The following is a 19,660-nucleotide window of genomic DNA, read 5'->3' on the forward strand; positions in this document are numbered from 1 at the left end:
CCCATGGCACGTCTGTCTGGAAAGGTCGCGCTGGTCACCGGTGCGGGCGCGATGAATGGGGGTATGGGCAATGGCAAGGCCACGGCCATTCGGCTGGCGCAGGAAGGGGCTACGATCTGCGCTTTGGACCTGCATCTGCCCGCCGCCGAGGACACCTGCGAGATCATCCGCGCCGACGGCGGTAAAGCCATCGCCCTGTCTGCGGATGTCACGCAAGAGGATCAGGTCAAGCAGGCCGTCACCGACTGCCTGAGCGCGTTGGGGCAGATCGACATTCTGAAAAACAACGTCGGCATCCTGAAGACCGGCGGGGCCATGGACAGCACGGTCGAGGATTGGGATGCGCTGGTTCATGTGAACATGAAGGCTGTTTTCCTGCCGACCAAACATGTTCTGCCCCACTTCGTGGATCGCGGGGCCGGGGTGGTGACCAATATCTCTTCGATTGCAGGGCTGCGCTATCTGGGCACGCCCTATATCGGCTATAACGCCACCAAGGGCTCGATCATTTCCTATACGCGCAACCTTGCGGCCGAGATGGCCCCGCATGGCATTCGCGCCAACGCGATCCTGCCGGGGTTCATAGACACGCCCATGGCGCGGGATATCACCGTTCAGAACTCGGACGACCCAGACGCCATTGACTGGGACGCGCTAGATCGTCAGCGAGCGGCGCGGATTCCGCTGGGCCGTGTGGGCACACCCTGGGATGTGGCCAATGCGGCTGTGTTCCTGGCCAGCGATGAGGCGTCATACATCACCGGTACCGAAATCACTGTGGATGGTGGTGTGTCATGTCGCGTGTAAAAAGCCGCGCCGGGCGTGCTGCCCGTCTACAGGCTCAGAAATCGGTTCAGACCCGCCTGGCACCGGTGATGCGCAAGCTGCAGCCGCTTGAGGTTCTGAACGAGGCAGCATTGGAGCGCATCCACGATGCCTCAACGGCGATCCTGGAAGAGGTCGGCATCGATTTCCGCGATGCCAAAGCGCTGAGCGATTGGGCAAGACCGGTACAAAGGTTGGTGGCGACCGGATGAGGATCGACCGCGTCCTGGTGATGGAGCTTGTCGCCAAAGCACCTGCACGTTTCGTGGTTCAAGGGCGCGGGCTCCAGACCGGGTTCACGATGGGCGGCGACTCCAGCGTGTTCTGCACCATGAAGGGCGCTCCGTTCACCCGTGATCTGGAGGGCCTCCGCCCGTTAACCACCGAGGCGGATGTGATCAATTTTGCGCGCCTGAATCAGGCCTGCCCAAGCCCTCACATGGCAGGCGGGGACACCTGCGAGCCAATGGATATCCCCGTTCCGCACCGCCATCTGACGATGATGCCCTGCGTTAGAGGTCTTTCAACAGGCGCAGGGCATCGTAAATCGCCGCGTGCGTGTTGCGCGCGGCGACCGCGTCTCCGATGCGGAACAGCTGGAACCGGCCCTTTGGGTTCGAAACAATGCTTTGCGGCTGGCCGGTGATCAGTGCCTCGTGGTCGACCTGTCCCAGATTTGAAGACAGGGGCTTGAGGTCGAAATACAGATCGGCATTCGGCAATGTGCCATAGTTCAGAATGATCTGGTCATAGGGCCGGTCCTGCACTTTCGCGCTGTAGTCCGATCCGATCTCGGCGATCAGGCGGTTTCCATCCCGCCGCACGCCTTTAAGGCGGCGCGCCACGGTTACGGTCACGTCCTTGTCTTGCAGGTTGGTCAGATACGGCGTGAGGTTCAGCCCCATCACATCGGGGGCAAAGCTGCGGTCAGGGGTCATGATTTCGACCTGCGCGGTGTCTGCCGCAATATCGGCGGCCTGCAGCCCAGCGTGATCGCCAGCCTCGTCAAAGATCAACACATCGCCCGAGGCTTTCACGTCACCCGACAGAATGTCCCATGAGGTGATGACATGGGGCAGATCCTCCATCTGCTCATACAGCCGCATCTGAGGCAGCCCGCCGGTCGCCACGATGACCAGATCCGGGTTCAGCGCCGTGATGTCCTCGGCCTCGACCCAAGTGTTGAAATGAAAACTCACGTCCCGTGCGGCACATTGGGCCATGCGCCAGTCGATGATCCCGATCATCTCGCGCCGCCTTTGGGATTGCGCGGTCAGGCGTATCTGCCCGCCGGGGTCCGGGGCAGCCTCGAGCACCGTCACGTCATGACCGCGGGCGGAAGCAACCCGCGCGGCCTCCAGCCCGCCGGGGCCGGTGCCGATGACCACAACCTTGCGCGGGGTCTCGGCCACGGGGATCAGATGCGGCATCGTCAGCTCGCGCCCGGTTGCGGCGTTGTGGATGCACAGTGCCTCGCCACCTTCGTAAATACGATCAAGGCAGTAGGTGGCACCGACGCAGGGCCGGATATCATCCTCACGCCCCTCGATGATCTTCTGCACCAAATGCGGGTCGGCCATATGGGCGCGAGTCATGCCCACCATGTCCAGACGTCCTTCGGCCACGGCGTGGCGGGCGGTGGCGACATCCGGAATGCGGGCGGCGTGGAACGTAGGCAGGCCGATCTCGGCTCGCATCCGTCCCGCGAAATCCAGATGCGGCGCCGAGGGCGACCCCTGCAGCGGGATCACTTTTGACAGCGCGGCATCGCTATCGATCCGCCCGCGCGTCACGTTGAGGAAATCGACCAGCCCCTCATCCCTGAGAAGACGCGCGATGCGGAACCCCTCTTCCTCGCTCACGCCGCCTGGTTTGGTTTCATCCATCGAGAACCGGACACCCAGAAGGAAGTCTTCACCAACCTTGTCGCGCATGCGGGCCAGAACCTCACGTGCGAAACGGGTGCGGCTTTCCAGCGTTTGTGGGCCATACGGCCCCTCAAGTTCGTTCGTCAGCGGGGACCAGAACTGGTCGGGCAGGTGGCCGTAGCACTCGATTTCCAGCCCGTCCATGCCGCCTGCCTTCATGCGTTCGGCCGCATCGGCATAGTCCTGAATGACCCGCGCTATGTCCCAATCCTCCATGAGTTTGGGATTGTAGCGATGCGCGGTTTCGTGATGATGCGTCGGCGCGACCGAGGGCAGCCAGTCGCCCTTGCTCCACCCGGTACGGCGGCCCAGATGGGTCAGCTGGATCATCACCGCGCAGCCATGTTCGTGCAGCTCATCCGTAAGGTTTTTGATCCAAGGCACCACCTCGTCACGATAGGCCAGTACGTTGTTGAACGCCGGAGGGCTGTCTTTGGACACACAGGCCGATCCGGCCGTCATCGCCAGCGCAACACCGGCCTTGGCGCGTTCCGCATGATAGGCGCGGTAGCGATCCTTGGGCATACCGTCTTCGGGATAGGCGGGTTCATGACTTGTGGTCATGATCCGGTTGCGCAGGGTGAGGTGCTTCAACTGGTATGGCTGCAGAAGTGGATCGTTGCTCATTGCGATGCTCTCACGGAAAAGCTGGCGTATGCAGAGAGAAAGGCCCGCGTGGCGGCGAAGACGGGCTGACGCTTACTCCTTCGCCGTATCGTCTGCGTTCAGGTTCAGAGCCGCCATACCGCTGCTGCCCAGATCAACGGCTGCAAAAGGGCCGCCGTGATGGATATTGGCGGGATCAAGGGGGTCAAGCGGGCCGTCCTTGGCAAAGATCTCATCGGCGAATTGCTCGGCATTGTCCTTGGGCTGGAAACCCAGATGCCGCGCCTTGGAGTTGTCGACGGGCGCGCGGTCATTGTCGGACACACCATAGACGATGCTGAATCCGGTGACCGGGGTTTTGATCGCCTGTTCGACCATGTGCACCAAGTCATCATAGCTGAGCCACGTTCCAACCGCGCGACTGTTCGTGACCTGCGCGCAAGACAGGATGCGCAGGCAGACGGCCTCGAGCCCGCGCTTGTCCCAGTATAGCGAGGCGAGGTCTTCGGCGAAGCACTTGGCAAGCCCATAGAACGTGTCTGGTCTGTGTGGAGCGTCGATGCCGATGAAATCGGTCTTTTTGTGCATGCCGACCGCGTGGATCGACGAGGCATAGATCACCCGCCGCAGATTGTTGCGATGGGCGGCCTCCCACACGGTATAGGCGCCGTAGAAGTTCGGGCCCCAAAGCACATCCATCGGGGCCTCATCCGCGATGGCACCGAAATGAACCACCATATCCACGCCTTCCATAAGCTTTGTCATAGCTTCAAGATCGGCAAGATCGGCCTTCACGTAGCTTTCGTTCGGCGCAAGGTTGGGTACGCCGTCGGCAATGTCCGAGGAGACCAGCTCGTCGCACAGTTTCGATAGCGGCCCGCGCAAATATGATCCAAGCCGCCCCGCTGCGCCGGTGAGGACAAGTTTCTTCATGGGCGAACTCCTTTCAGATTGGCAACGGCATCGGAGATGCGGTTCAGGGCCGTGTTCAGAACGTCTTCGGACGCGGCGGTCGAAATGCGGAAAAAGGGTGACAGCTCATAGGCGCTGCCGGGAACAGCCGCCACACCGGCCGCGCTGAGAAGATAGGCGGTTACGTCTGCGTCTGAGGTCAGGGTTGCACCGTCGGGCGCCGTGGCCCCGATCAGGCCCTCACAGCCGATCAGCCCGTAGAACGCCCCGCCCGGCGGGTCGAGCGTCAGGCCGGGAATGTCGCGGATGCGTTCGACCACGAGGTCGCGTCGGGCCTTGAACGCGGCACAGAAGCGGCGTACCTCATCCTGCGGACCGTTCAAAGCAGCCGCCGCTGCGGCCTGCGCGATCGAACAAGCGCCCGAAGAAATCTGGCTCTGTACCTTGGTCATCGCGGCGATCAGCTCTTTCGGGCCAGCGCCATAGCCGATGCGCCACCCTGTCATCGCATAGGCCTTGGAAACCCCGTTAACCGTCAGCGTCCGATCTTTCAGCGTCGGGCACAGGGCTGCGAAAGACCGGAAGACGCGATTGTCGAACAGGATGTGTTCGTAGATCTCATCAGACAGGATCAGGATGCGGTCGTGTTGTTCCAGAACCGCGCCAAGGGCCGCAATCTCAGCATCCGAATAGACCGTGCCTGAGGGGTTCGAGGGTTGGTTCAGCAGCAGCCAGCGTGTCTTGGGTGTGATCGCGGCGGCCAGCTTGTCGGGGGTCAGGCGGAAACCGTCTTCAGCCGGGCACTCGATGGTGACGGGCGTACCGCCAAGGATGAGCACGATGTCCTTGTACTGCCCAAAATAGGGCGCGCAGAGCAGAACTTCGTCGCCCGGCTCCAGCGTGGCCATGAAGGCGTTGAAAAGCACCTGCTTGGCCCCGTTCGACACGATGACTTCATCCGGTGCGTAGGTCAGATCGTTCTCGCGCTGCAGTTTGTCGGCAACGGTCTGCCGCATGGTCAGGGTGCCGTTGGTGGGCGGGTATTTGGTCTCACCCGCCAGAGCGGCCTGATGCGCGGCGTCTTTGATGTGGTCGGGCGTGTCGAAATCGGGCTCTCCGAGGCCCAGATCAATGACATCCTCACCCCGCGTGCGGGCCTCTTTCGCGGCCTGGCTAACCCAAGCCGAGGCCGAGGGTTTCACGGATGTAAGGCGCGAGGCGGCAAAGCTCATTTCAGGTGATCTTTCGTCTGGGCCAGAGTCGCGTCTGCCGCGCGCGCCAGAAGGCCGGTATCAATGGCATTGGCAACAAAGGTGAACCCTTCGTTCAAAAGCTCGGCCGCAAAGGCCGGGTCGGTGACCAAGGTGCCAACAGGCACTCCCCGCGCGATCAGTTTCTGCGCGGCTTTTCTGATTTCGGACCAGACCTCGGGATGCATGGTATTGCCGACATGCCCAAGATCGGCGGCAATATCCGCCGGGCCGAAGAAGATGCCGCTGACACCATCGACCGTGCCGATGGCCTCGGCCTGTTCCAAGGCGGCGCGGGATTCCACTTGTAACAGAACCGTCAGCTCGTCTTCACAGCGCGTCACATAGTCCTTGATCCGGCCAAAACCTGTTGCGCGGCTTGCGCCGGCCATCCCACGAACGCCACGCGGGGGGTAGCGCGTGGCCGCGACGGCGCGTTCTGCTTCTTCCACGGATTGGATCATCGGAAACAGAAGCCCCGGCGCGCCGAGATCAAGCAGACGTTTGACCGCAACCGCATCATTCCATTCGACGCGGACAAGTGCGGTGGTCTGATACGCCTCAAAAGCCTGCAGCTGCGATAACACGCTGTGATAGTCGTTCGCGCTGTGCTCCATGTCGATCAGCGCCCAGTCATAACCTGCGGTGGCTATGACTTCGGCTGCAGTGTTACTGCACAGGCTGACCCAAACACCAACTTGTTTGTCGCCATTTGCGATCGCACGGGTGAAACGGTTGGGTGTGAGCTCCATCAGATCACTGCCTTTTCGATGATGGGTTGCCCGGCCGGGATACGTTCGTAGTTGAAGGGCGTCATGTCGAGCGCGCGGTATTCGCCATAGGTCAGCCACTCGGCCGTGCCACGCCCCATCGCAGGAGACTGCTGCAGACCGTGGCCCGAGAACCCGTTTAGGAAGATGAAGTTCGACAGCTCGGTATGCGGACCCATGATTGCATTGTGATCGAAGGTGTTCATCGCATAATGCCCGGCCCATTCGCTTTGCAGCTTGATCGCTTCGAATTGCGGGATACGGGTGGCGAGGACGGGCCAGACGTGGTTTTCCCAGAAGGCGTGGTCCATGTTGAAATCATCGAAATCCACCGCCGGGTCGATGTCGGAATGCCCGCCGCACTGATACGTGCCGCCCCCGACCTCGCGCACATGAACGCCAGATGGATCAATGGTCAGCGGTAGGTCGCGGTCCAACGGCTGTTCGGCCTTAAAAATCCAAGAATAGCGTTTCCGCGGTTCAACCGGCACGTCAATCCCCGCCATTTGCGCGGTTCTGGCCGCCCGAGGGCCGGATGCGTTAACAACCTGTCCGCACGCAATGACTTCGCCCGAGGCGAGCGTGACGCTTTCGACCTTAGTTCCCGCGGCGTTTCGGGTGATCTCGACGACTTCGTTCTGGATCCATTCGACGCCACGCTCGCGGCTTTGCCGCCGCCACCAGTGATCGAGGGCCGCGCCGTCGAAATAGCCTTCGTCAACCAGATTGATCGAGCCCAGAACGATGTCATCGACACTGTAGAACGGATAGGCCGCCTTGATCTCATCCGCGTTCATCAGCTGTGTTGCCGCACCTGCCGCCAACTGCACCTTCTGGTTCTCGCGCAGCACGTTGGCAAAGCCTTCGTTGTCGGCCAGATACATGTAGCCAAAGGAATGGATCGAAAGCTCGGGCACCCGGTCGTCTCCACCCATATAGCCGCGTAGGTTCTTGACGAAGTCGGCGGCAAACTGGCTGATCCGCACGTTCAGCTCGGCCGAGAATTGCTGCCGGATACAAGAATTTGTATGCCCGGTCGAACATGAGGCGAAACTCATGTCGCGTTCGATCACCAGAACCGAGCCATTGAAATCGGCATTGTCCGACAGGAACCAAGCGGTCGAGGCCCCCATGATCGCGCCGCCTATGATCACCACGTCATAGCTTTGCCGGGCCGGGCTTTGGTTGCTCATTCGTATTCTCCTTTTGCAACGGCACGGTGGATCTCGGAGATCTCGGATGCCGTCAAGCCATAGTCGCGTGATGCTGTTTCGTCTGAAATATAGCCGAGCGCCAGATCACGCTTCACCATCTGTTTTGACCGTTCCGACGGGTCACCGTAGCCAGCACCGCCGGGGAACGCCATCACGACTTTGCGCCCGTGTGGTACAAACTGTTTACCTTTGACCCGCATGTCAGACCCGTCGTCCTGGGCAATGGTGGTGGGCGCGCCATTTCCCCCGCCACGGCGACCGCGCGCGGGGTGCTGGCTGCGGTCGAACATGGCCTGAATGTCGAACTCGTACCCCTCTTGCGCGCCGACCTCCATATACTGGCCCAACCCGCCGCGCGTTTTCCCAGCACCGCCGCTGTCGGGGCGCAGTTCCTTGCGCCAGATGATGACGGGACCGGCGTGTTCGGTGGCCTCAATCGGCATGGTCATGACGCCCGAGGGGAAGGCGGTGGCGTTCATCCCATCATGTTCCGGCCGCGCGCCGGACCCGCCCGAGTTGAAGGTCAGCACCTCGGACCGGCGGGCGCCTTTAGGGGCCGGAGCATCGGTGCGGGGGCGCAGGCTAACCTGAAAGTTGCACAAACATCCCGCGCCTTCGGCAGGGACAAGGCCGGGAACGATCTTGTCGAACGCGTCATAGACCGCATCGGGCACGAAATGGCCCACGATATGGCGCAGTGCGACCGGAGCCGGGTGCAGCGCATTCACGATGGTGTTCTCAGGTGCGGTGACTTCAAACGGGGCCAATGATGCTGCGTTATTGGGGATCTCGGGCGCAATCGCGACCTTGAGTGCGTAGCAGGCATAGGCTTTGGTATAGACCAGCGGGCAATTGATCCCTTTCTTGTCCACCCCTGAAGTGCCATTGAAATCGGTCACGATCCTGTCGCCTTCGACGCTGATCCTGACCTTCATCGTGATCGGAGTATCAAACCCGTCCATCGTCATTTCACCCTCAGCGGTTTTCTGAGGCAGGGCGGCGATACGCTCCAGCGTCGCTCGGCGGGAATTGTCGAGGATGAATGCGGCGATCCCATCGAGGGTTTCGAGGTCGAACTCCTCCATCATGTCGATCAGACGGCGGTGGCCGATTTCGTTACAGGTGGTCAGAGCGTAGATGTCTCCGATAAGCTGATCCGGCTCGCGCACATTGCCGCGAATGAGGCGCACCAGCGTTTCATCCACATCGCCACGGTCGGCAAACTTCATGATCGGGATGTACAGCCCTTCCTCATAGACGCTTTGAGCATCCGCCCCGAAGCCGCGCCCGCCGATATCCACGATATGCGCGGTACAGGCAAAGAACCCGACCAATGCGCCCTTGCGAAAGGATGGGGTGACCATAGTGATGTCATGTAGGTGGCCTGTACCCTCCCACGGGTCATTGGTGATGTAGACGTCGCCTTCATGCATGTTCTGCCGGCCAATTCGGCGAATGAAATGTGCGACCGCATCTGCCATCGCGTTCACATGGCCCGGCGTACCGGTCACGGCCTGCGCCAGCATGTTCCCGTGCGTGTCATATACCCCCGCCGACAGGTCCCCGGCCTCACGGACCGAGGTTGAGAACGCTGTCCGAACCAACGCCTGCGCCTGTTCCTCGACAACCGAGATCAGTCGGTTCCACATGACCTGATAGGTGACTTTGGAATGATCGTTGCTCATCACGCGGCTCTTTTTGTCACAACGTCTATGCAGCCATCGGGCTGGCGGATAGCGTCCCGGCTGGCTGGGACAACGATGGTTGTTTCATCTTCGGTCACGATTGCAGGTCCCTGCGCGCGCTGCCCGCTCTGCATGCTAGCGCGGTCAACAGTATCGGCGTCCAGATAACGGCCGGATGCAGCATCAAAGACCCGTCGCGTGCCTTCGGACATAGCCGCGTCTGTTGCGTCTGTGACGGCAATCGGCGTGACCTCTTCGGGCGGGGTGCTTGCGTTGACGGACCAGACGGTGATCTCGATGTCCATGCCCGCGACCGGGCGGCCAAAAAGCTTGGTATAGCCTTCCTCGAACCGGGCCTGATAGGTGGCGGCGTCGGGATTCTTCGCCTGTTCTTCGGTCAGTTCGATCGGGATCTCCCAGCCCTGACCGGAATAGCGCATATAAGCTTTGAAATTGGTCCGGATCGGGCTGACCGCATCGCATGTCCGCACGAAACCCGTTGTTTCGTCCCTCAGGTCGGACAAAAGCTGTCTGATCCGTCCCGCGTCGAAATCGCTGAGCTTCATATAGACCGAGCGATTGGCCTCGAAACTGAAAGGCGCGCGCAGGAAACCGATGGCCGAGCCGACCCCGGCCCCCGGCGGAACCAGCAGGCGTTCGACCCCAAGCTTTTCACAAAGACGCCCGGCGTGCAAAGGGGCCGCGCCCCCAAAGGCGATCATAGTGTACTCGCTCAGGTCTTCGCCATTCTCGACGGCGTGAACGCGTGCGGCGTTGGCCATGTTTTCGTCCACCACCTCGGCCACGCCAAAGGCGGCCTCAATCGGGTCCATGTCCAGCGTACTGCCAATGTGGTTGGCCAGCGCAGATTTGGAGTTGTCAGGGTGCAAAACGATCGAGCCACCGGCGAAGTTGTTCGGGTCCAGCTTACCGAGAACCAGATCAGCGTCCGTCACACCGGGGCGCGTGCCACCGCGCCCGTAGCAGGCCGGGCCTGGCTCGGATCCGGCGCTTTCCGGACCCACGCGGATCTGGCGCATCCCGTCCACATGAGCCAGGCTGCCGCCGCCCGCGCCGATCTCTACCATGTCGATCACCGGGATCGAAATCGGCATGCCCGAGCCTTTCTTGAACCGATAGGTCCGCGCGACCTCAAACACGCGGCTGGTTTTGGGCGTCTGGTTCTTGATCAGGCAGATCTTGGCCGTGGTGCCGCCCATGTCAAAGCTCAGCACTTTGTCCAAACCGTAGCGCGCCGCGATATGCGCCGCAAAAACCGCACCTCCAGCGGGGCCGCTTTCGACCAGCCGCACCGGGAACTCCGCCGCATTCTGGATTGAGATGATGCCGCCACCCGAATGCATCAGGAAGATCCGGCATTTCACGCCTTGAGCGCGCAATTGATCCTCGAGCCGACCCAGGTATGAGGCCATCAGCGGCTTGATATAGGCGTTGGCGACTACCGTGTTGAACCGCTCATACTCGCGCATCTGAGGCGAAACTTCGGACGAGATCGAAACCGAAACGTCAGGCAGTTTCTCGGCCAGAACCTCGCGCACCATATGCTCATGCGTTGGGTTGAGGTAGGAGTGAATCAGACCCACCGCCACCGACTCAAACCCGGCTTGCGCAATCTTGTACACCACGGCTTCGACATCGGTGCGGGTCAGATCAACCAGAACTTGGCCTCGTGCATCGACGCGGCCGGGAACGGTAAAGCGCATGTGGCGTGGCAGCAGCGGGTCAGGCAGTTTGAGGTTCAGGTCGTACTGCTCGAACCGGCTTTCGGTGCGCATTTCGATCACATCGCGGAACCCTTCCGTTGTGATCAGCGCCGTTTTCGCCCCCCGGCGTTCGATCAGCGCGTTGGTCGCCAGCGTGGTGCCGTGAATGATCTGGTCAATCTGACCCGGAGTGATCCCGGCCTTGGCACAGACCTGCTGCATCCCGTCGATGATCGCGTCTTCCGGCGCGGCATAGGTTGTAAGCACTTTTGTTGAAAATGTCTGTCCATCCTTTTCCAGAACCACATCGGTAAAGGTGCCGCCGATATCAACGCCCAGTCGGATAGAATGTGAAGCCATGCCCGTGCCCGCTTGAAAGAGTACCTGTCAAACGCGACTAAAACCCAGCTCGGGACGAAAAATCAAATTGCTTTAATTTCTACTCCTGATCAAATTTTTTTATCGTGTGTGGCCTGAGCTGAGCGGCGATTTCCGCCGCGTGTTCCACAAAACGTGCGGCCCGCTTTGGATCGTAGCGGGCGAAAAACCGCAGCGGCTCGGCTGTCCAGTCGGATTGAAGTTCCAGCAGGGCGCCCGCGTCGATCTCGCGCTGGACCAGCGGGCGCGGCAGCAACGCGATCCCAAGGCCTTCCGATACCATCGGAACGCAGGCGGACAAAGCGTTCGAATGCACGATTTTCTGCGCGTCTAGCCCGCGTTCCTGCGCCATGGCGTGCAGGCTGTGCCCTGCAATTGTGTGGCGAGCATGGGTCAGAACGGAGAATGCGAAAAACCGGTCAACGCTGCGCCCTTCGGGCAAGGCCGTGGCGAGTGTCGTATTGGCCACCCACACATAGTCTTCGCCGGTCAGCTCCCGCGTTCCGTCCAGGTCTGTTTTGAACGGCCCGTTCTGCACGGCAAGATCAAGCTGCCCCTCCAGCAGCTTTTCATCAATCGTGCCGGACAGGTCCACCACAAGCTCGACGCTCAGATTGGGATAGTGCTGTTTTAGGCAACGCAGAAAGTCCTGCAGCCATGTGCAGGCGACCAATTCGGTGACGCCAAGACGCAGCCGCTCCTGAATCAGATCTTGTCGATCGGCCTCTTCCAGCAGGGCTTCGGTTGCGCGGAGAACCGTTCTGGTTTTCTCCAACAGCGCCTCTCCCTTCGCTGTCAGACGCACGGACCCTGCATCGCGATGCAGCAGCTTTGTGCCTAATGCCTCTTCCAGCGTGGCGATGCGTGACGAGATATTGGGCTGCGTCGTCGCAAGCACGTTGGCCGCGGCGCGGAAGGTTCCCATATCGACCACGAAGGTAAAGGCTTCGAGCTGTTTGAGCGTGACTTGGTTCTTTATCATTCAAACTTTTGAGCATCAGAGAAACTGATCGTCAATCGTTCAGGGCAAGAGCCCGTCCGTTTGATGTCTGGTCGGTAGAGAATTGGTTTGCCTGCGGCGGCGAATAGGGCGATCAACGGGGCGACTCGACCACTTGTCGGAAAACAGGAGGCAAACATGAGGCTTGGCTATCTGGGGTTTGGAACAATTGCGCGGGCCTGCGCCGAAGGTTTGGTCAGCGATGGGCATGACATTGTTATCAGCGAAAGAAGCCGGGCCAACTCATCCGAGCTGTCGGCCCGCTTCGACAATGTGACTGTGGCTGACAATCAGGGTGTTTTGGATGCCAGTGACGTGGTCTTTGTCGGATCGACCGCCGAGCAAGCCGAGGCGATGCTGTCCGCGCTGCGGTTTCGCGAAGGCCAGCGGGTTGTCTCGTTCATGGTTGGTATCTCGCCGGAACAGGTTCAGGCCCTCGTTGCACCGGCCACGTTCGAGACGTTGATGATCCCGTTCCCGTCCATTGCCTCGGGCGGGTCTCCGGTTCTGGTCTTTCCCGCGTCGCCAACGGTTGAGGCCCTCTATGGCGGTTCAAACACTGTGATCACCATGAAGTCCGAGAGTGATTTCAACGAGTTTCTGGCCGCTCAAGCCCTGCTATCGGTTGTAGCGAAATCGCTGGCCGTTGGGATTGACTGGCTGGGCCATAAGACCGGCAGCGCCCATGAGGCCGAGAAATTCCTGCGTCTGTTGATCGGAGGGTCGATCATGGCCGCGCCGATGGAGACCGAGAACGCGATGACCGATCTGGTCGAGTCCCTAAACACGCCGGGCGGGCTGAACCAGCAATTGCGAGAGTACATGGCCGATCGCAACACCTATGACGATCTGGTCCAAGGGATCGAGGTTCTGTCGGCCCGCCTGTCCGAGGGCTGATTGTCCAGACTGTAAGTGCGCGCGATGACATCATATCGCTGATGGGGGATGAGTTTACCCGTTGGGATCGCCGCGACGACCGCTATGTTTAGCCTTCGCGGTTTGACATTGGCCCTTTGGTCTGGTGATACCCCTCATCGGATCAGACGCTTTTGTCGACCGAAACTGAAAAGGGTAACCAGGTGCGCGCCAAATCTACGTTCGTGACCCCGCTTCCAACCCAATGGGTCGGGCCGATTCTGTTCAGGGGGGATCTGGTGTCCGGTGAGGTCAGCGTCCCTCTGGCGACGTTCGAGACACCCTTATGGCCCTCCACCGCGCGCGGTGCGGGTGTTTCACGGCACGCAGGCGGCATTCAGGTCACCCTGGTTGATGAGCGGATGACACGTTCCATCGCCGTACGTGCGCAGGATGCCGCCTCTGCGCATCAAGCCTGGAAACGGATCGAGGCGCAGACCGACAAGGTGGCCGAGATCATCTCCTCGACCAGCCGCTTTGCCCGCCTGATCAAGCTGAATCGCCAGATCGCTGGGAACTTGCTGTTTATTCGGATTGAGTGTTCCACCGGGGATGCCTCGGGTCACAATATGGTGACCAAGGCGGCCGAGGCGGTGCTGAATTGGGTCTTGGATGACCAGCCGCATTTGGCCTACGCGTCGATCTCGGGCAACCTGTGTACCGACAAAAAGGCATCCGCTGCGAACGGGCTTTTGGGGCGGGGCAAATACGTCATTGCCGAAGTGGAAATCCCGGGCCGGCTTCTGCGGCGCATGCTGCGCACCACACCCGAGCAGATGGTTGCGCTCAATCTCGAAAAGAACCTGATTGGCGGAAACCTTGCGGGATCTCTGCGCAGCGCCAATGCGCATTTCGCAAACATTCTGCTGGCCTTCTATTTGGCCACCGGTCAGGACGCCGCGAATATCATTGAGGGTAGCCAAGGTATCGTTCATTGCGAAGCGCGGGGTGAAGACCTGTATTTCTCATGTACCTTGCCGAACCTGATCGTCGGTTCGGTTGGGGCGGGAAAAGGCAATGATCAGGTCGAAGAAAGCCTGCGCCTGATGGGCTGCAAAGAGGAACGCGAGGCGGGTGAAAACGCCCGTCGCTTGGCTGGCATCTGTGCCGGGGCTGTGCTGTGCGGTGAGCTGTCCTTGATGGCCGCACAAACCAATCCCGGAGAGCTGGTGCGCACCCATATGGAACTGGAACGATGACCAAGCCCAAACCTGCCGACCGCAGCGTGGCCGGGCGCAAACTGGACCATCTGCGCGCCGTTCTGGAAGACCCCAGTGTCGAACGCGGGCGCAGCGGGTTTGACGCGATATCTCTGACCCATCGCGCCTTGCCTGAGCTGGATCTGGATGCGGTCGACACCAGCACCCAGTTTCTGGACAAACCGCTCAGCTTTCCGCTGCTGATTTCGTCGATGACGGGTGGAACCGGTGATGAGATCGCAAGGATCAATCGCAACCTTGCTGAGGCGGCCGAGGCAACCGGGGTGGCGATGTCCGTTGGCTCACAACGTGTGTTATTCGCCGATCCTGCCTCGAGGGGCAGTTTTCAACTGCGTGACGCCGCGCCAAGCATACCGTTGATCGGCAATATCGGCGCGGTGCAGTTGAACGCGGGGCTAGATGCAGACCACTGCCTTCAGGCGGTTCAAGCGCTTGAGGCTGACGGGCTTTATTTGCACCTCAACCCGCTGCAAGAGGCTGTGCAGGTCGAGGGGGATCGCGACTTTTCCAACCTGTCTGGCAAGATCTCTGATCTCGTTTCGAACATGCCGCTGCCCGTGCTGATCAAAGAGGTCGGTGCCGGGCTGTCCGGCCCCGATGTCGAGCTGGCATATGCCGCTGGCATTCGCCATTTCGATGTGGCCGGTCGCGGTGGCACGTCCTGGAGCCGGATCGAATATCACCGCCGCGCGGACGAGCAGGACGATCTGGGGCTGGTTTTTCAGGATTGGGGCCTGACGACGGTCGAAAGTCTGCTTGAAACTCGGGACGTCTTGGTCAAAAAGACCGATCCAACAACACTCATCGCCAGCGGCGGTTTACGAGACGGTGTGGACATGGCCAAATCTATCATTCTGGGCGCAGATCTGTGCGGAATGGCCGCGCCGTTTTTGGCCGCAGCGCAGGAATCGAGCGCACGGGTCATCCGGCAAATCGAAAAGTTACGTCGCGAATTTACTACGGCGATGTTTCTTTTGGGCTGCGCCGATGTATCTCAGCTGAAGGCAAATGTCTCACTGATCCGATCAAGGTCAAAGTTTTGGTAATCTCTACTGGTATCAGCGCGATGAGCTTTTATACGCCTCATCGCTATATTTCGCTGGACACTCTGGCCCAGCATCACGGCATCGACCCGGCCAAGTTCTCACGCGGGATCGGGCAGGAAAAGATTGCCATGCCGGGGCATGATGAAGACGTTGTGACCATGGCCGCCGAGGCCGCGAAGCCGATCATTGATCAACACGGTGCCGACGGGATCGACACCATCTTGTTTGCAACGGAAACAGGGATCGACCAATCGAAATCGGCGGGTATCTATGTGCAGCGGCTTCTCGGGTTGCCGTCGAACCTGCGCAATGTGGAACTGAAGCAGGCCTGCTATTCTGCCACCGCCGCCCTGCAAATGGCCTGCGCTCATGTGGCACGCAAGCCGGATCGTAAGGTGCTTGTGATCGCCTCGGATATCGCGCGCTATGATCTGGACAGCTCGGGCGAGGCGACGCAGGGGGCCTCAGCCGTTGCGATGCTGGTCACGGCCAATCCGACACTGTTGGAGATCGGCACTGTCTCGGGCCTTTTTACCGAAGACATCATGGATTTTTGGCGCCCCAACCACCGGCGCACACCCTTGGTTGACGGTAAGTACTCGGCGCTGCGTTATCTCGGGGCGCTGGTGGAGTCCTGGCGCGATTATCAGGCAAATGGCGGCTTGCCCTACGATGGGTTTGCGCAGTTCTGCTATCACCTGCCATTCTCGCGTATGGGCGAAAAGGCGCATCTGCGTCTGGCGAAAGAGGCAAAAGCCGAGGCTGATATGCAGGCCGCTTTGCCGGGGATGATCTACAATCGCCAGGTCGGGAACAGCTATACCGCGTCGATGTACCTTGCGATCCTGTCCACGCTGGAGAACATCGATAGCGATCTGGCTGGCAAGTCCTTGGGACTGTTTTCCTACGGGTCCGGCGCGACCGGTGAGTTCTTTGATGCCAAGGTGGTCGAAGGCTACCGCGATCATCTGTTTGCTCCCCGCCACCGGGAAATCCTAAAGGACCGGACCGCCGTCTCATATAATGAATATGTTGCCCTTTGGCACCCGATGAATGGCGAGGACGGGACAGATACGCCCATGCCCGATGAGGCAAAAGGGCGCTACAGACTGGCAAGCATTGACGACAACAAGCGCATCTACGTTGACCGCACCGCATGATAAAGTCTGGGCCCACGCGCCCGGTAAGCTGATCCTGTCCGGAGAGCATTCGGTTCTGTACGGCATGCCCGCGCTGGCAATGGCTGTGGCCCGCTATACCGAAGTGTCGTTTCAGCCGCTGGGCTTGGGTGAAGGCCTGAAGACCGCGTTCGAGAACCTGTCGTCAGGCGAATACTACCCCTTGAAACTGTTGTCTCAGTTCAAGTCGTCACTGGATCAGCGCTTTGATCAATTCACGCGCGGCGAGTTGGATGTCCACAAGATCCTCACGCGTCCGGATGATCTGGCGGTCTATACTCTGGCCTCTTTGTTGCATGACAGCCTCGCAGCGCCCGGATCCGTGATCCCCGGCATTGGTGCGATGAACAGCAAACTGGCCCCGGGACAGCTGGCCAGTCGATCAGAGCTACCGATCGGCGCGGGTATGGGGTCGTCTGCCGCCATCGTCGCGGCAACAACGGTGTTGTTCGAAAACCTGTTGGAGCGGCCTAAGACGCTTGAAGAGAGGTATGAGCGGGTCCGGTTTTGCGAGCGTCTCAAGCATGGGCGTGCAGGGCCGATAGATGCCGCCGCAGTTGTCCGAGGCGGCCTTGTGCGTGCAGGCGAAACGGGTATCGCGGCGCCGGAATTGCCGCTGGATCATGGTTTACTGACGGGGAACGGGTGGTATTGGGTCCTGCACGGCCGGCCTGAAAGCAGCACCGGCGAATGCGTCAGTGCGGTCAAGGCCGAACACGCGCAGAACGACGCCCTTTGGCAACGTTTCGGCGACTGTACGACCGCGTTTTTGACCGCGATTGCCTCGGGGCATGACCCGGACGATGCGATTTCCGAAAACCAGCGATTGCTGGAAATGATCGGTGTCGTGCCAGACCCTTGCCAAACGTTTGTCAGACAGATCGAAGGCATTAGCGGTGCGGCTAAAATCTGCGGTGGGGGGTCTGTACGCGGTGATTTCGGCGGGGTGGTTCTGGTGCACATGGAGGACCATGACAAAATGGCCGATTTCATGTTGGGCTATCCTCAGATGCAATGGTCCGCGCTGCGTCTGGCCTCGGCAGGTGCAGCGATGGGCAAGGCCCCTAGCCGCAGCTCAGACGGGGCCAATTCATGATACGGGCCAGCGCACCGGGATCGGTCATGATGACCGGAGAACATGCAGTCGTTTATGGCTCCAGAGCCATCGTGGCCGCGATTGAACAAAGACTAACGGTGACGCTGCGACCGCGCACCGATCAACTGGTGCGTCTCTCCTCCGAGATTGCCGAAACGCAAACGGTCGATTTGGATCAGGTGCAAGCTGCAGGGCCCTACAAGTTTGTCCTTGCTGCAATCGCCATGCACAGGGATGCGATTGACGTCGGGATGGATATCTCGATTACGTCGGAGATTGACCCGACGCTTGGGCTGGGGTCGTCCGCCGCCGTGGCCATTGCCGCTCTGGGGGCCGTTCTCACGGTCACGGGTCAGCCGTTGAACGGTATTCACTCCAAGGCCTATCAGATCATTCAGGACATTCAGGGCCGCGGCAGTGGCGCCGATTTGGCCGCCAGCTTGCAGGGCGGTATGCTGGCTTACCGCGCTCCACCAAACCCAGAGATGGTGGCACTGCCTCACCCTCCGACGATCAGCCTGCGATACTGTGGATACAAGACCCCCACCTCGGTTGTGTTGCAAAAGGTTGCTGAACGGATGATCGTAAGAGAGGCCGAGTTCAAAACGCTTTATGCCGATATGGGTGACTTGGCCGATCATGCCATCAATGCAGCAAAGGACCGCGATTGGGTGGCCTTCGCGGACGCCCTGATGAACTATCAAAACCGGATGGAGGATTTGGGTGTGAGCGACGAAACCTTGAACCGGATCATCACATCGGCCCGACAGGCCGAAGGAGTCATGGCGGCCAAGATCTCGGGCTCTGGCTTGGGCGATTGCGTTCTGGCCCTGGGAGCGCCGCCTGACGCGTTCACTCCGGTGACACTGGCCAGCGAAGGACTGATCATACATGACTGACGCCGTTCAGACCCTCATTCAGCAAGCGATGCGAGACGCGGACGAGGTTCAAAGCTTCAGCGCCTATGCCCCAAGCAATATTGCGTTGTCGAAATACTGGGGCAAGCGGGACAGAGCGTTGAATCTGCCGCTCAACAGTTCCTTGTCGATCTCTTTGGCGGAATGGGGGTCTCATACAACTGTCGAGCCATCCCAGAGCGGGTCGGATCAGGTTTTGCTGGACGGTCAGCCTCTGCCGCCGACCTCAGAGTTCGCGCGCAAGGCGCTTGCGTTTGCGGATTTGTTTCGCGGTGGCCGCGATGTGCCACTGATGATTTCGACCAGAAACACAATTCCGACGGCGGCCGGTTTGGCATCCTCCGCCTCGGGCTTTGCTGCGTTGACCCGCGCGCTATGTGGCAGTTTCGGGTTGGACCTGCAAGCACAGGACATGAGCCTGATCGCCCGATTGGGCAGCGGCAGCGCAACCCGTTCGCTCTGGCACGGCTTTGTGCGTTGGGACAAGGGCATGCGCGCTGACGGCGGTGACAGCCACGGCGTGCCGCTTGAGCCGGTATGGCCGGAGTTCCGCATTGCCATTGTCGAGGTGGACACAGGCCCGAAACTGCACTCGTCCCGCGATGGAATGAACCACACAGTCGATACAAGCCCTCTGTTTTCCAGCTGGCCCGAGATGGCCGATCGGGACTGCAAGACCATCGAGCAAGCGATCAATGAGAGAGACTTTGAAACCCTAGGCCAAACGGCCGAGGCAAATGCGTTGGCCATGCACGCGACCATGCAAGCTGCGCGCCCTTCGCTGACCTACCTTTCAGATCAAAGCTGGGTGATCCTGCATCGTTTGTGGCAGGCCCGCAAAGATGGTCTTGCAACCTATGCCACGATGGATGCGGGGGCGAATATCAAGCTGGTTTTCCTGAAAGAAGCCGAGGCAGATGTCCTGCAAGCGTTTCCTGACGCCCGCGTGATATCTCCGTTCGAATGGTCAAACGCATAGAAGCCACGACACAAGAT

16 protein-coding genes and 1 pseudogene are annotated in these 19,660 nt (G+C 60.1%); 9 read left to right on the top strand and 8 right to left on the bottom strand.

The window, feature by feature from the left end:
• The first annotated feature begins 3 nt into the window (after nucleotides 1-3).
• Together ACR0KL_RS10960 and ACR0KL_RS10965 are read left to right on the top strand one after the other, a co-directional pair.
• Nucleotides 4-807 carry an SDR family oxidoreductase gene (locus tag ACR0KL_RS10960; protein WP_170675919.1) on the top strand — a complete coding sequence of 268 codons (804 nt, stop codon included), beginning with the start codon at nucleotides 4-6 and terminating at the stop codon, nucleotides 805-807.
• Nucleotides 795-1,270 (top strand): annotated as a pseudogene (locus tag ACR0KL_RS10965) (trimethylamine methyltransferase family protein); the annotation flags it as partial. The gene ACR0KL_RS10960 and the pseudogene ACR0KL_RS10965, both read left to right, overlap by 13 nt.
• Before the next feature lie 67 nt (nucleotides 1,271-1,337).
• Here the strand turns inward: ACR0KL_RS10965 and ACR0KL_RS10970 are convergent.
• The 8 genes from ACR0KL_RS10970 to ACR0KL_RS11005 form a co-directional block, all read right to left on the bottom strand.
• Nucleotides 1,338-3,380, bottom strand: coding sequence for an NADH:flavin oxidoreductase (locus ACR0KL_RS10970; RefSeq protein WP_170675917.1), 2,043 nt, complete (start codon nucleotides 3,378-3,380; stop codon nucleotides 1,338-1,340).
• Nucleotides 3,381-3,452: 72 nt separating this feature from the next.
• Nucleotides 3,453-4,292, bottom strand: a complete 840-nt coding sequence (locus ACR0KL_RS10975) for an NAD-dependent epimerase/dehydratase family protein (RefSeq protein WP_170675916.1) — start codon at nucleotides 4,290-4,292, stop codon at nucleotides 3,453-3,455.
• Entirely contained in the window at nucleotides 4,289-5,503 is a 1,215-nt protein-coding gene (locus ACR0KL_RS10980) for a pyridoxal phosphate-dependent aminotransferase (protein WP_480777022.1), read from the bottom strand. The genes ACR0KL_RS10975 and ACR0KL_RS10980 overlap by 4 nt, the downstream gene beginning before the upstream one ends.
• Nucleotides 5,500-6,273: an HpcH/HpaI aldolase family protein gene (locus ACR0KL_RS10985; protein WP_170675914.1), complete on the bottom strand. Its 774-nt coding sequence runs from the start codon at nucleotides 6,271-6,273 to the stop codon at nucleotides 5,500-5,502. The genes ACR0KL_RS10980 and ACR0KL_RS10985 overlap by 4 nt, the downstream gene beginning before the upstream one ends.
• Complete coding sequence (locus ACR0KL_RS10990; RefSeq protein WP_170675913.1) at nucleotides 6,273-7,484, bottom strand: NAD(P)/FAD-dependent oxidoreductase; 1,212 nt, start codon at nucleotides 7,482-7,484, stop codon at nucleotides 6,273-6,275. Before ACR0KL_RS10990 ends, ACR0KL_RS10985 begins: the two co-directional genes overlap by 1 nt.
• The gene (locus ACR0KL_RS10995; RefSeq protein WP_480777023.1) at nucleotides 7,481-9,190 is read right to left on the bottom strand and encodes a hydantoinase B/oxoprolinase family protein; all 1,710 of its coding nucleotides are present in this window, start codon (nucleotides 9,188-9,190) and stop codon (nucleotides 7,481-7,483) included. Before ACR0KL_RS10995 ends, ACR0KL_RS10990 begins: the two co-directional genes overlap by 4 nt.
• Nucleotides 9,190-11,274, bottom strand: coding sequence for a hydantoinase/oxoprolinase family protein (locus ACR0KL_RS11000; protein WP_480777024.1), 2,085 nt, complete (start codon nucleotides 11,272-11,274; stop codon nucleotides 9,190-9,192). Before ACR0KL_RS11000 ends, ACR0KL_RS10995 begins: the two co-directional genes overlap by 1 nt.
• Nucleotides 11,275-11,353: 79 nt before the next feature.
• A complete protein-coding gene (locus tag ACR0KL_RS11005) occupies nucleotides 11,354-12,274 on the bottom strand; it encodes a LysR family transcriptional regulator (protein ID WP_480777025.1) in 921 nt (306 codons plus the stop codon).
• Between the two features lie 156 nt (nucleotides 12,275-12,430).
• On the opposite strand from ACR0KL_RS11005, the gene ACR0KL_RS11010 reads away from it, so the two are divergent.
• From ACR0KL_RS11010 to mvaD, 7 genes are all read left to right on the top strand, one after another.
• A complete protein-coding gene (locus tag ACR0KL_RS11010; RefSeq protein WP_170675909.1) occupies nucleotides 12,431-13,189 on the top strand; it encodes an NAD(P)-binding domain-containing protein in 759 nt (252 codons plus the stop codon).
• Between the two features lie 182 nt (nucleotides 13,190-13,371).
• The gene (locus ACR0KL_RS11015; RefSeq protein WP_170675908.1) at nucleotides 13,372-14,406 is read left to right on the top strand and encodes a hydroxymethylglutaryl-CoA reductase; all 1,035 of its coding nucleotides are present in this window, start codon (nucleotides 13,372-13,374) and stop codon (nucleotides 14,404-14,406) included.
• Nucleotides 14,403-15,473, top strand: a complete 1,071-nt coding sequence (fni, locus tag ACR0KL_RS11020; RefSeq protein ID WP_170675907.1) for a type 2 isopentenyl-diphosphate Delta-isomerase — start codon at nucleotides 14,403-14,405, stop codon at nucleotides 15,471-15,473. Before ACR0KL_RS11015 ends, fni begins: the two co-directional genes overlap by 4 nt.
• Nucleotides 15,467-16,633, top strand: coding sequence for a hydroxymethylglutaryl-CoA synthase (locus tag ACR0KL_RS11025; RefSeq protein ID WP_480777026.1), 1,167 nt, complete (start codon nucleotides 15,467-15,469; stop codon nucleotides 16,631-16,633). Before fni ends, ACR0KL_RS11025 begins: the two co-directional genes overlap by 7 nt.
• Entirely contained in the window at nucleotides 16,617-17,747 is a 1,131-nt protein-coding gene (locus ACR0KL_RS11030; protein WP_170675906.1) for a GHMP family kinase ATP-binding protein, read from the top strand. The genes ACR0KL_RS11025 and ACR0KL_RS11030 overlap by 17 nt, the downstream gene beginning before the upstream one ends.
• The gene (locus ACR0KL_RS11035) at nucleotides 17,744-18,646 is read left to right on the top strand and encodes a GHMP family kinase ATP-binding protein (protein WP_170675905.1); all 903 of its coding nucleotides are present in this window, start codon (nucleotides 17,744-17,746) and stop codon (nucleotides 18,644-18,646) included. The genes ACR0KL_RS11030 and ACR0KL_RS11035 overlap by 4 nt, the downstream gene beginning before the upstream one ends.
• The gene (gene mvaD / locus ACR0KL_RS11040; RefSeq protein WP_480554931.1) at nucleotides 18,639-19,643 is read left to right on the top strand and encodes a diphosphomevalonate decarboxylase; all 1,005 of its coding nucleotides are present in this window, start codon (nucleotides 18,639-18,641) and stop codon (nucleotides 19,641-19,643) included. The genes ACR0KL_RS11035 and mvaD overlap by 8 nt, the downstream gene beginning before the upstream one ends.
• Nucleotides 19,644-19,660: the final 17 nt, after the last annotated feature.

Source organism: Ruegeria sp. C8, from assembly GCF_056537565.1.

Excerpts from the sequence above, each read along its gene's own strand:
- ACR0KL_RS11000 (WP_480777024.1), bottom strand. The coding sequence starts at position 11,274 with ATGGCTTCACATTCTATCCGACTGGGCGTTGATATCGGCGGCACCTTT.
- ACR0KL_RS11035 (WP_170675905.1), top strand. The coding sequence starts at position 17,744 with ATGATACGGGCCAGCGCACCGGGATCGGTCATGATGACCGGAGAACAT.
- ACR0KL_RS10980 (WP_480777022.1), bottom strand. The coding sequence starts at position 5,503 with ATGAGCTTTGCCGCCTCGCGCCTTACATCCGTGAAACCCTCGGCCTCG.
- ACR0KL_RS11010 (WP_170675909.1), top strand. The coding sequence starts at position 12,431 with ATGAGGCTTGGCTATCTGGGGTTTGGAACAATTGCGCGGGCCTGCGCC.
- ACR0KL_RS10970 (WP_170675917.1), bottom strand. The coding sequence starts at position 3,380 with ATGAGCAACGATCCACTTCTGCAGCCATACCAGTTGAAGCACCTCACC.
- ACR0KL_RS11005 (WP_480777025.1), bottom strand. The coding sequence starts at position 12,274 with ATGATAAAGAACCAAGTCACGCTCAAACAGCTCGAAGCCTTTACCTTC.
- ACR0KL_RS10975 (WP_170675916.1), bottom strand. The coding sequence starts at position 4,292 with ATGAAGAAACTTGTCCTCACCGGCGCAGCGGGGCGGCTTGGATCATAT.
- fni (WP_170675907.1), top strand. The coding sequence starts at position 14,403 with ATGACCAAGCCCAAACCTGCCGACCGCAGCGTGGCCGGGCGCAAACTG.
- mvaD (WP_480554931.1), top strand. The coding sequence starts at position 18,639 with ATGACTGACGCCGTTCAGACCCTCATTCAGCAAGCGATGCGAGACGCG.
- ACR0KL_RS10995 (WP_480777023.1), bottom strand. The coding sequence starts at position 9,190 with ATGAGCAACGATCATTCCAAAGTCACCTATCAGGTCATGTGGAACCGA.
- ACR0KL_RS10990 (WP_170675913.1), bottom strand. The coding sequence starts at position 7,484 with ATGAGCAACCAAAGCCCGGCCCGGCAAAGCTATGACGTGGTGATCATA.
- ACR0KL_RS10985 (WP_170675914.1), bottom strand. The coding sequence starts at position 6,273 with ATGGAGCTCACACCCAACCGTTTCACCCGTGCGATCGCAAATGGCGAC.
- ACR0KL_RS10960 (WP_170675919.1), top strand. The coding sequence starts at position 4 with ATGGCACGTCTGTCTGGAAAGGTCGCGCTGGTCACCGGTGCGGGCGCG.